The organism is Exiguobacterium sp. s129 (genome assembly GCF_018617585.1).
In the GTDB taxonomy this organism is placed as follows: Bacteria; Bacillota; Bacilli; order Exiguobacteriales; family Exiguobacteriaceae; genus Exiguobacterium; species Exiguobacterium aestuarii_A.
Map to the genome: position 1 here is coordinate 83,149 of NZ_JACSKL010000002.1, position 11,359 is coordinate 94,507.

Annotated in this window: 12 protein-coding genes and 1 tRNA gene; 10 read left to right on the forward strand and 3 right to left on the reverse strand. The window is 48.8% G+C overall.

All coding sequences use genetic code 11. From position 1 onward, the window contains the following. The 5 genes from KNO92_RS02895 (at position 1) to KNO92_RS02915 (ending at position 3,447) form a co-directional block, all read left to right on the forward strand. Positions 1–996 carry a gluconeogenesis factor YvcK family protein gene (locus KNO92_RS02895; RefSeq protein WP_214693569.1) on the forward strand — a complete coding sequence of 332 codons (996 nt, stop codon included), beginning with the start codon at positions 1–3 and terminating at the stop codon, positions 994–996. A 34-nt stretch (positions 997–1,030) separates the two neighbouring features. Continuing rightward, positions 1,031–1,984, forward strand: coding sequence for a DNA-binding protein WhiA (whiA, locus tag KNO92_RS02900; RefSeq protein WP_074033630.1), 954 nt, complete (start codon positions 1,031–1,033; stop codon positions 1,982–1,984). An 84-nt stretch (positions 1,985–2,068) separates the two neighbouring features. Continuing rightward, the gene (locus KNO92_RS02905; RefSeq protein ID WP_074033629.1) at positions 2,069–2,308 is read left to right on the forward strand and encodes a CopG family transcriptional regulator; all 240 of its coding nucleotides are present in this window, start codon (positions 2,069–2,071) and stop codon (positions 2,306–2,308) included. A 90-nt stretch (positions 2,309–2,398) separates the two neighbouring features. Further along, positions 2,399–2,914: a DUF2179 domain-containing protein gene (locus KNO92_RS02910; protein WP_074033625.1), complete on the forward strand. Its 516-nt coding sequence runs from the start codon at positions 2,399–2,401 to the stop codon at positions 2,912–2,914. 89 nt (positions 2,915–3,003) lie between these two features. After that, positions 3,004–3,447: a hypothetical protein gene (locus KNO92_RS02915; RefSeq protein ID WP_353047385.1), complete on the forward strand. Its 444-nt coding sequence runs from the start codon at positions 3,004–3,006 to the stop codon at positions 3,445–3,447. Positions 3,448–3,523: 76 nt separating this feature from the next. Here KNO92_RS02915 and clpP read toward each other — a convergent pair whose 3' ends face one another. The 3 genes from clpP to KNO92_RS02930 all read right to left on the reverse strand — a co-directional run bounded on the left by clpP (position 3,524) and on the right by KNO92_RS02930 (position 6,331). After that, positions 3,524–4,099: an ATP-dependent Clp endopeptidase proteolytic subunit ClpP gene (clpP, locus tag KNO92_RS02920; protein ID WP_012726916.1), complete on the reverse strand. Its 576-nt coding sequence runs from the start codon at positions 4,097–4,099 to the stop codon at positions 3,524–3,526. Positions 4,100–4,225: 126 nt separating this feature from the next. Beyond that, positions 4,226–6,121 carry a 3'-5' exonuclease gene (locus KNO92_RS02925; RefSeq protein WP_214693566.1) on the reverse strand — a complete coding sequence of 632 codons (1,896 nt, stop codon included), beginning with the start codon at positions 6,119–6,121 and terminating at the stop codon, positions 4,226–4,228. A gap of 137 nt (positions 6,122–6,258) precedes the next feature. Beyond that, positions 6,259–6,331: transfer RNA gene (locus tag KNO92_RS02930), tRNA-Arg, on the reverse strand. Positions 6,332–6,449: 118 nt separating this feature from the next. On the opposite strand from KNO92_RS02930, the gene KNO92_RS02935 reads away from it, so the two are divergent. From KNO92_RS02935 to KNO92_RS02955, 5 genes are all read left to right on the forward strand, one after another. Then, positions 6,450–7,595: an RNA polymerase factor sigma-54 gene (locus KNO92_RS02935; protein ID WP_214760069.1), complete on the forward strand. Its 1,146-nt coding sequence runs from the start codon at positions 6,450–6,452 to the stop codon at positions 7,593–7,595. 5 nt (positions 7,596–7,600) lie between these two features. After that, positions 7,601–7,858 carry a glutaredoxin family protein gene (locus KNO92_RS02940; protein ID WP_251126893.1) on the forward strand — a complete coding sequence of 86 codons (258 nt, stop codon included), beginning with the start codon at positions 7,601–7,603 and terminating at the stop codon, positions 7,856–7,858. A 109-nt stretch (positions 7,859–7,967) separates the two neighbouring features. Further along, positions 7,968–8,996 carry a sugar-binding transcriptional regulator gene (locus tag KNO92_RS02945; protein WP_251126892.1) on the forward strand — a complete coding sequence of 343 codons (1,029 nt, stop codon included), beginning with the start codon at positions 7,968–7,970 and terminating at the stop codon, positions 8,994–8,996. A 59-nt stretch (positions 8,997–9,055) separates the two neighbouring features. After that, the gene (gene gap / locus KNO92_RS02950) at positions 9,056–10,063 is read left to right on the forward strand and encodes a type I glyceraldehyde-3-phosphate dehydrogenase (RefSeq protein ID WP_214693563.1); all 1,008 of its coding nucleotides are present in this window, start codon (positions 9,056–9,058) and stop codon (positions 10,061–10,063) included. 97 nt (positions 10,064–10,160) lie between these two features. After that, positions 10,161–11,345, forward strand: coding sequence for a phosphoglycerate kinase (locus tag KNO92_RS02955; RefSeq protein WP_214760071.1), 1,185 nt, complete (start codon positions 10,161–10,163; stop codon positions 11,343–11,345). The last annotated feature ends 14 nt before the right edge of the window (positions 11,346–11,359 follow it).

Sequence of the window (11,359 nt, forward strand, 5' to 3'; positions counted from 1 at the left end):
ATGAGACGAGACCGGAAAGTAGTGGCCATCGGTGGGGGGACAGGTTTGTCCACCCTCGTCCGTGGCTTGAAGCATTATCCGCTCGACATCACCGCCATCGTCACGGTCGGGGACGACGGAGGCAGCTCAGGACGCCTTCGTGACGAATTTCATATGTTGCCCCCAGGCGACATCCGAAATGTTATCTTGGCCCTGTCAGAAGTCGAGCCGTTGATGGATAAAATCTTACAGTATCGTTTTGACACGGGGTATGGCCTAGAAGGTCACTCGCTCGGGAACTTGATGCTGACGGCGGCGACGCATATTTGTGAAGGCTCTTTCGTCAAAGCGATTGACGTCATGTCGCAGCTCTTGAACGCACAAGGGAAAGTGTTGCCGGTGACGGAGACGCTCATGACGCTCGCGGCGGAGTTTGAGGATGGGACGATCGTCAAAGGCGAATCGAAGATCCCACTCCATCAGCAGCCAATCAAACGCCTGTTTTTACTCGAAGAAGGCATCAAGCCGGCCCCAGGGGTCGTGGAAGCGATCGAGTCGGCAGATGTCATCGTGCTCGGTCCCGGGAGTCTCTATACGAGCATCATCCCGAACCTACTCATCCCAGACGTGCGAGAAGCCATCGTCCGTTCACAAGTCCCGGTCGTCTACATTTGTAACGTCATGACACAACCGGGCGAGACGAAGGGCTATGACGCCATGAAACATTTAAAATCCATCGAAGCTTATCTCGGGAAGGCGTCGATTGATACGATCGTCGTCAATAACGAGCCTATCGATGAAGAATATTTAGAGCGTTACCTCGAGGACGGATCGGAAGAGGTCCGCTTCGACCGGAAGAAACTCCGAAACTATGGAACGAACGTCCTTGCGGGAGATATCGTCGATTACAATCGAGATTATATCCGTCACGACTCCGACGCCATCGCTGGACTCGTCATGCAACGAGTACTTCGGATCAAGAAGCCACGCTCGTTCCAACAGTTAGAATTGAAATAAGAATCGTTTGAAAGACAGAAAGGAGGGGGACTCGATGAGCTTTGCATCAGATGTGAAGAAAGAACTGACACAACTTGAAGTGAATGACGCCGAGGCGAAAGCGGAATTGTCGGCACTCGTTCGGATGAACGGGGTCATCTCGCTCGCCCTAGGACGAGGCATGACGCTCGACGTCTCGACCGAAAACGCCTCGATCGCCCGTCGGATGTATTCGTTGATGAAACGTCTCTACGATCATCCATTAGATTTGTTCGTACGGAAGAAAATGCGTCTGAAAAAGAATAACGTCTACATCGTCCGTGTGTCACAGCACGCGGAGACGATGCTCCGTGACCTCGAGATTCTCGGGGAACATTATGAGATGATCCGGACGTTGAACTCGGATATGACACGAGACGAGAACTTGGCACGCGCCTACTTGCGTGGGGCTTTCCTCGCCGGAGGATCCATCAACCATCCGAAGACGTCGTCGTATCACCTCGAGGTCTACAGCTTGTATGAAAACCATAACCAGGCGCTACGCGATCTGGCGAATCGGTTCGATTTGAATGCGAAGACGCTCGAGCGGAAAAAAGGACACATCCTTTATATGAAGGAGAGCGAGAAAATCTCCGACTTTCTCAAGTTGATTGGTGCGACACGGGGGATGCTCGAATTTGAGGATGCACGCATCATCAAGGACATGCGCAACTCCGTCAACCGTCTCGTCAACTGTGAGACGGCCAACTTGAACAAGACGGTCGGGGCGGCGTTACGCCAAGTCGAGAACATCAAGTTCTTGGAGCGGACGGTCGGACTCGATGTCTTGCCGAAAAAACTCCGGGAAATCGCCGAACTGCGTGTCACGCACCAAGACGTCTCGTTACAAGAACTCGGGGAGATGCTCGAGTCAGGACCGATCTCGAAGTCTGGAATTAACCATCGACTTCGCAAAATTGACCAAATTGCCGAGCGTGTGCGGAGCGGCGACGAGATCGCCTCATCGTGACGCGGTTGCACCAAAACCATTCTTCCTATATAATAAGCAACTGGAATAGGTTTACTGAATAGGAATTAAAGGAGCTTCATCACTATGTCGAATGAAAAGAAAAGATTATCGCTCACGATTGACGCTAAGCTCGACCAAGTCATCACGGAGCGCGCAAAAGAAATCGGAATTCCGAAGAGTGCACTCGTCACGTTCGCAACAAGCCTTCTCTTGAACCAGCTTCGTGCAGAAGAGCTGTTGAACGGAGATAAGAACGCGATCTACGAAGTGATTCGTAAAGACTATGAATTGCTCACGAGCGTGAAAAATCTAGATACGAAATAATAAGGTTGACTTCGGTCAGCCTTTTTTAGTTGCATCTCACTCTGAAATTTGGAATAGTGGTGGTAATGAATTTGAACGGAGGTCGATCGAATGGGTCAAATCTTACTCATCCTATTGCTACAACTTATCTACGTCCCGGTGCTCACGCTCCGGACAATCATGCTCGTGAAAGGGAAGACCGTCATCGCGGGTCTGTTCGGGACGCTTGAAACACTCATCTACATCTTCGCACTCGGAATCGTATTCCAAGATTTGACGACGCTCGGTATGATCGTGTACGCAGTCGGATTCGGGCTCGGGATTTTACTCGGTGGCTACGTCGAACGTAAACTCGCCATCGGCTACAACATGATCCAAGTCCACACGAAAGAGTATCCGGCAGAGCTCATTCAACAGATGCGCGACAATGGTTACGGGGTGACGCATTATCAAGGACAAGGTCGAGACGGTGTCCGTTATCGTCTGGACGTTTTGGCAGCCCGTACACGGATGAAAGAATTGCGTGAACTTGTCGAGAAGCATGAGCCGAAGGCGTTTCTCGTCGCGTTCGACCCGATCGACTTTAAAGGCGGCTATATGATGAAAGGACTGCGTCGTCCGAAATGACGTACAAGACTCACGGAAGTGGGTCTTTTTTTGTTGGAGTAGGGATTTTCCTGCACGATAGGGAATGAGTGAGGAAAGGAGATGAGACCGTGAAGCGTAATCGGCGTTTTTGGATTGTATTGATTGGGTTACTTGTCGGCATAGGGGTGATTTATGTCGCCGTGTCTTGGTTCGGTGATGGGGACGACCCTGTCAAACCGCCGCTGCCGACGGTTCGTGTCGGCTCGGTGACAGCGGAAGTAGAACAATCGACGTATTGTTGGGAAGCCGGCAGTCGTGCGACGTGCGCCGACTATGGCTTGCCGGAAGCGGATGACCTGCAACTCATCACGGTCAAACCGGGTGACGCGATTGACGTTGTCTACCATGCTGACCCGATGGAATCGAGTTTCTTTCAGATTGAGGACGGAGAGCTCGTCCCGGCTGAACCGGTCGTACCAGACGAACCCGGTATTTATCTATACGAGGTCGGCGGGGAATGGACGCAGGGCGACAGTCGATACGTCTTCGGTGTCCGAGTACCTGAAAATTAATGGTTGACCTGCCTCTAAGAGACAGAGAACATGAAAAAGACGTTTCCCGATTGATCGGGAAACGTCTTTTGTATGATTAGCGTGTCATGACTTTGTCGATGAGACCGTAGTCTTTCGCTTGGTCAGCTGCCATGAAGTAGTCACGCTCTGTGTCGCGCTCGATGACTTCAAGTGGCTGTCCAGTGTTCTCTGCCATGATTTGGTTCAATTTCTCACGCATTTTAATGATACGTTCTGCGTGAATCTTAATGTCTGACGCTTGGCCTTGTGTGCCGCCGAGCGGTTGGTGAATCATGATTTCCGCGTTCGGAAGTGCGAAACGTTTTCCTTTTTCACCGGCTTGGAGCAAGAAGGCACCCATCGATGCAGCCATTCCGATACAAATCGTCGACACGTTCGGCTTGATGAAGTTCATCGTGTCGTAAATCGCCATACCCGCTGTGATCGAACCACCTGGGCTGTTGATGTAGAGCGAGATGTCCTTTTCTGGATCCTCAGCTGCGAGGAAGAGAAGCTGTGCAACGATTGAGTTCGCGACGTTGTCATCAATCGCACTTCCGAGAAGGATAATACGGTCTTTGAGCAAGCGTGAGTAGATGTCGTACGCGCGCTCCCCACGGCCTGTCTGTTCGATAACTGTTGGAATTAACATTGAATCTGCCTCCTTTATGTAGGTTGTAAGTTCATCATACCTGTATAGTCAATGTTGGTCAAACAGAAACCCTTTCTAGTCCTTATTCCACGACCCTCGATGTGTAAAACGTCTCAAGTGCTGACGTTACCCATTTAATTTTGGACGAGCTGGTTTGATTACCTGACTTGATTCGAAATAACGAGTGAAGATGGAGTTGCCTGAATACGATAAGAAGAGATATTCTTTTGCACGTGTCATTCCGATATAAAGGAGCGACACTTCTCGCTCGACATCTTCTTCATATTTGAATGGCATATTGTCAACGTTGACGATGAAAACGGCTTGAAAATCAAGACCTTTACTGCTGTCGATTGTACTGATTTTTACGCACTGATCATCTTTTGAGAAGGTACGTTTCGTCTCACTGCTCTCTGTGATCCAAAAGTGCTTGATTTCATAGTAGTTCAGTGCACGTTGTAAGGTGTCGACATAATGCATCGTCGAAAACTTTTGGACACGATATAGGATCAACATTTCAGAATAGGGGACTTTTTTCTCCTCATGTAACTTTTTTATTTGCCGGGCAACGAGATCTGCTTCTTTGAAGAAATGATCACATTTAATAACGGCTGGTTCAGGACCTCTTCGAAGCGTACTCTGAGGAGCAATGATTTCCCCATCTAATTCTTTCGTCACAACTTTATCTTTCAAAGAAGAGTTGGATTGATAGAATGACCAAGCGAATGACACGATTTGAGATGTGTTCCGATAATTGATATTTAAAATTTTGGATCTTCCTCGGAAGTCGAGACCCGTGTCCTGTACATAGCTACGTTTTCGCTTATAGATAGATTGGGCACGATCTTCAACAAGCAACAGCGATTTTGTTTCTGGATTCAAGACTTCACTGGCGAGTTCGAGCCATTCGGGTTCGAAGTCTTGTCCCTCATCAATCAAGATGGCATCGTATGAAGGAAGGATGATTTCTCGTTTTCTTAACTTCTCAAGTGTCGAGGAAATCCTTCTCTCTGAAATATGTAAATCATTCTGCAACCATGCATGGAAATTTCGTACTTCGATCAAATGGCTTTTACGTTTTACTAAAGGATCAAAATCGAACAAATCATCCGGTTCCAGCATCATTTGTTGCACCATCTGCTCGATAAAACGGGCTAGCGAGATATTGTAACATAGGATCAAAATCTTCCATTCAGGATGTTGCTTGGATAACAATTTGGCGCGACTTGCTAAAATAAGAGTCTTTCCACTACCCGCCACACCTCGAATCAAACGATTTTGGTCGCCGAGTTGTTTGGCCAAATTTTCTTGATGCAGGTCCATGGCTCGGATGTTGTGAAGGGACAATAAGAGCTGATCCTGATAAGGGGTGACTTTTTTGAACTCTGCGCTGATTCGAACTTCTGGGAATAGATGATAACGAATCGCATCGATCTCTTCTCCGGTTAATGGTTGCTTTAGGCGATAAGGAACAGTGAACATGTTCAGAATTTTTTCGATGAGGATTTCCTCTGAGAATTGTGGGTCATCAGGATTGATTTCATCACGCATGAGTGACAAACAAGGATCGATGACTTGATAGAGTCCATGGCGAATACAATCATCTTGTGTCAGTCGTGTAAAAATAACGCCTGATCCATAAGGGAATTTTAAGGTCGTTGCATATTTTCCTTCGTGCTGAATCAGGTTTTGATCTTTCTTTAGGACATCAGTTAGTTTGAACATATTTTCACGGGCTTGTAGAAATGGACTTTTCACTTTCTTTTGAGATTCGTTTGCAGGAGTGATGATCCATTCATCGTTGTTCAGTTGGTAGAGCGTAGAGCGAGTATAGTCTTTCACCTCTAAAACGATTAATCCTAAGTCGGGTCCAATGATGACGAAATCTGGCCTTCTGCCGTGTATATTGGGTTCGAAGTAAACGATGTAATCATCTGGGAGGTAGCGCTTCAATGTGCGAAAGACAAGTCGTTCTCCTGTTGTTGCGGATGAACGAATCGTCTCTGGAACAGTGTGAGCCATTTACTAACACCCCTTTTTCAATTCTTTAACTTAAATATACTATATAAAGGATAATTAGAAGTGTGCTGGTTTAAAATTGAAGTAGAAAACATAAAAAAGGACGAAGACCTCATTTGGCCTTCGTCCTTTGCATTTGATACACCCGGAGAGATTCGAACTCCCGACACCTGGCACCGGAAACCAGTGCTCTATCCCCTGAGCTACGGGTGCATGTGTGTGACACGAATTTATTATACATTTGTTTTATTAAAAAAGCAATCCTGTTCATTATCCTTTTTTGAGCGTGAGTGGAGCGGGTTCGTTACAATAGAGAAGAGGGGGGAGAACGATGCAACGGCAAGAACAAAAACAGGTACAACAGCAACAGATGACGCAAGACCTTGTGCAACGGCTACCGGTGCTCGAGGCGGACCGTCTCGCGCTCTCGTTTCGTCTCGCACGTTTGGCGCGACATAATCCAAACATTCATATCGGGAGTGGGGACCTCGGTTGGGTAGCGGATGCGGCGAGCGCGTTCGAAGAGAAGTTGTTCAAGCAAATTCGAGAAGGAAGCGGCAGCGATTCGGAGAAAGAGCTGAGACGACAGCTCGTCCTCTTGCTCGACCATCGGGGATTATTGCCGGATTCGAATGATGTGTTGGCGGAGCGGGTTGGTGTCGACGTGACTCAAATCGAACAGGCGAGACAGGCACTCTTATTTCTTGAACCGACGGGGATCGGGGCGAGAACGGAACGAGAGTGTCAGTACCGCCATGCGATTGAACATGAGGACCCGCGCGTCGTCGATGTATTTGATGCGATCGAGAGTGGCGTGAGCCAAAAACAGGTGGCGAGCGTGCTCGCGATTTCAGATGAAGAGCTCATCCGTTTAGAGCGAATTGTCGCGACACTGCCAAAGCGTCCATTATTATATGAAGAAACGGGTCACGTCTTTCCGGAAGTCGAAGTGCGATATGAAGATGGAGAACTAATCACAACGTGGCTCAGCCCGGAACTTGACGCGGCGCAAGTCGGCAATGACCGCGAGGCGAAATGGTGGATGACGTCCCTTGCGATGCGGAACGAGACGTTACGTGAGATATGGGCTGTCATCGCGTCACGTCAGACCGAGTGGTTGAAAGGAGAGCTCGTCCTCAATCCGCTGACCCGGCGGACCGTCGCGCAACAAATCGGCAAGCACGAATCAACAGTCGGGCGTGCCATTCAAGGGAAGTTTGCTAAGACTGAAGGCGGGATCATGGAATGGAAACACTTTTTCGTAAGGTCGACGAGTCATGGACATTCACCGTTCATGATCAAGCGGACACTCGCAGAACTGATTCAACGAGAGAAGGCCCCACAAAGTGATCAGGCACTCGCAAACGAACTCGGTCGATACGGCTATCAAGTGACGAGACGGACCGTGACGAACTATCGGGAAGAGCTTGGATTTGGCAACTCGCGCGAACGCGAGCGCCAGTTATGGAAGGGATGACGAAAATGAAACTAACTTTATATAAACGTGACAATTGTTCGCTCTGTGACGAGGCGCTTGTCATGCTCGAATGGCTACAGGAGGATTACCCAATCGAGCTCGAACAGATTGATATTACAGGAGATGAGGGTCTCGAGGCGAAGTACCTCTTCGAGATCCCTGTTCTTATACACGAAGGAGAAGTCATCAGTCAAGGGCGATATGATGACAACAAAGTTGAAGATTTTGTTAAGTATACGCTTACATCGAAAAAAAACGTTTGAAGGGGTTGCCAGACGGAAAAGTGATTGATAAGATGAACTCGTAGCGGTGGGACGCAAATAAAAAAGTGGGACAAAAGTTGTCCACACTGAAAGTCGAGGGGGTAAGAGCATGATCCAGCAACTGATTCACGTTCAGAAGCAAATTGTCCCTGACCTGCTCGATACGCTCCGACATCGTTACGATATCTTACATTATGTCCGCTTGATGCAGCCGATTGGCCGCAGGACACTCGCAACGAGTTTGGGACTGACCGAACGGGTACTCAGACGAGAAGTCGACTTTTTGAAAGACCAAGGTCTTCTTTACGTCGCTACTCAAGGAATTTCCCTCAGTGAGACGGGACGAAACGTCTTACGGGACTTGCACGAGATCATGGGAGAACTTCTCGGGATCTCAGAAGTGGCAAGAGAGCTCGAAGAGAAATTAGGGGTTCGCCAAGTCGTCATCGTATCGGGTGATTCAGATGAAACATTCTGGGTCCAGCGCGATATCGGACGGGCAGCGGTCACGCAGTTAAAAGCGCGGCTCGCACCGGATGATAACGTTATTGCGGTAACGGGTGGAACGACGATGGCATCGGTTGCGGCGATGATGTCGCCCGATAAAAAAGAACGCCCGATGCATTTTGTGCCCGCACGCGGGGGACTTGGAGAAACGCTTGAACTTCAAGCGAATACCGTCTGTTCACGCATGGCGGACCGGGCCCACGCAGACTATCATCTTCTACATATTCCGGATGAAGTGTCACAAGAAACATTCGACCGGATGGTGGAGGAACCTAGTATTAAAAATGTACTGGAAATGATTAGAGCGGCGCGAATTGTGGTACATGGAATTGGTGAGGCAGAAACGATGGCAAAGCGCCGTCACGCATCACCGGAGCATTTGCGGATGATTGAACGGCATGACGCCGTCGCCGAAGCATTCGGATATTATTTCAATGCGGAAGGCGAAATCGTCCATCGCGTCAAGACGGTCGGGATCCAACTCGAAGAGCTGGATGACATGGATACCGTCATCGCGGTTGCCGGAGGGAAATCGAAGGCACAGGCGATTGCCGCTTATGCGAAACACACGTCGAACATCATCCTCGTCACAGACGAAGGTGCGGCGAAAGAATTATTAACTTGTTATTAAAGAGTTGACCCCCCGTTGGCTCTTCAATAAATAGCTTCTACCCTAAGGAGGAAATTAACATGGCAGTAAAAGTTGGTATTAACGGATTTGGACGTATCGGTCGTTTGGCATTCCGCGAGATCATCAAAAACGAAGGAATCGAAGTTGTTGCAATCAACGACTTGACAGACACGAAGATGCTTGCGCACCTTCTCAAGTATGATACGACTCAAGGTCGTTTCGACGGAGAAGTTGAAGTACACGACGATCACTTCCTCGTAAACGGAGAGAAAGTTATCACGCTCGCTAACCGTAACCCTGAAGAACTTCCATGGGGAGACCTCGGTGTAGACATCGTTCTCGAATGTACTGGATTCTTCACTTCTAAAGAAAAAGCTGAGCTTCACTTGAAAGCTGGCGCGAAGAAAGTTGTTATCTCGGCTCCTGCTACAGGTGACATGAAGACTGTTGTTTACAACACAAACCACGACATCCTCGATGGTACTGAAACAGTCATCTCAGGTGCTTCTTGTACAACAAACTGCTTGGCGCCAATGGCTAAAGTACTTCAAGACCAGTTTGGAATCGTTGAAGGTCTCATGACGACGATTCACGCTTACACTGGCGACCAAAACACGCTTGACGCTCCACATGCGAAAGGTGACTTCCGTCGTGCACGTGCAGCTGCAGCGAACATCGTTCCTAACACAACAGGAGCTGCTAAAGCAATCGGTCTCGTAATCCCTGAACTTCAAGGGAAACTTGACGGTGCTGCACAACGTGTACCAGTTGCTACAGGTTCACTCACTGAGCTCGTAACTGTACTCGACAAGCAAGTATCTGTTGACGAAGTAAACGCAGCGATGAAAGCAGCAGCAAACGAGTCATTCGGTTACACTGAAGACGAAATCGTTTCTTCTGACATCGTTGGAATCACATACGGTTCACTCTTCGACGCGACTCAAACGAAAGTCATGACAGTTGGCGACAAGCAACTCGTTAAAACAGTTTCTTGGTACGACAACGAAATGTCTTACACTGCACAATTGGTTCGCACAGTTAAGCACTTCGCTAACATCGCGAAGTAATTTCGTGAACTAAATAGAATCAAATAGGAGCGGAAACAAGAGATTGTTCTCCGCTCTATTTATGAAATGACACGCACGACATATGGAGGCGAAAGTTATGAACAAACAGTCTATTCGTGACATCGATGTAAAAGGGAAACGCGTCTTTTGCCGCGTTGACTTCAACGTTCCACTCAAAGATGGCGTCATCCAAGACGAAACTCGGATTCAAGCCGCACTTCCAACGATCAAGCACTTGCTTGACGGTGGTGCGAAACTCGTCCTCGCGAGCCACCTCGGCCGTCCAAAAGGCGAGAAGAACCCTGAGTTCTCACTTGCTCCAGTAGCGAAGCGTCTCGCTGAGCTTCTCGGAAAAGATGTACCGCTCGTCGAAGAAGCATACGGTCCGGTCGCAGAAGAAGCGGTCGCTAACCTCTCTGAAGGCGATGTCGTCGTTTTAGAGAACGTTCGTTTCTACCCAGGTGAAACGAAAAACGACGCTGAACTTGCGAAAGGATTCGCAGCACTTGCTGACGTATACGTTAACGACGCGTTCGGTGCGGCTCACCGTGCACACGCTTCAACTGAAGGGATTGCACACCACGTGGACACAGCCGTTGCTGGTCTCTTGATGGAAAAAGAACTTGAAGTTCTCGGTAAAGCTCTTTCTAACCCAGACCGTCCGTTCACGGCGATTATCGGTGGGTCGAAAGTAGCGGACAAGATCGGGGTCATCGACCACCTTCTTGACATCGTTGACACACTCATCATCGGTGGCGGACTCTCGTACACGTTCTCGAAAGCACTCGGGCACGAAGTCGGAACGTCACTCCTTGAAGAGGATAAGCTTGACCTCGCTCGTCAATTCATGAAGAAGGCAGAAGACAAAGGCGTGAAATTCTTGATGCCTGTCGACTGCGTCATTACAAAAGAATTCGGCGAAGAAACGTATGTCGGCCCAGTCGATATCGACTCGATCCCAGCGGATCACATGGGTCTTGATATCGGACCGAAGACAGTCGAACTTTACGCGGATGCGATTCGCGAATCGAAACTTGTCGTATGGAACGGACCGATGGGCGTATTCGAACTCGATAAATACGCAAACGGAACGAAAGGTGTCGCTCAAGCACTTGCGGATAGCGATGCATATTCAATCATCGGTGGTGGCGACTCAGCCGCTGCAGCAGCCAAGTTTGGTCTTGCTGACAAGATGAGTCACATTTCAACTGGTGGTGGCGCGTCACTCGAATTCATGGAAGGCAAGAAGCTTCCAGGTGTCGAGGCGCTTAACGACAAGTAATTTAGAGGAGGGTT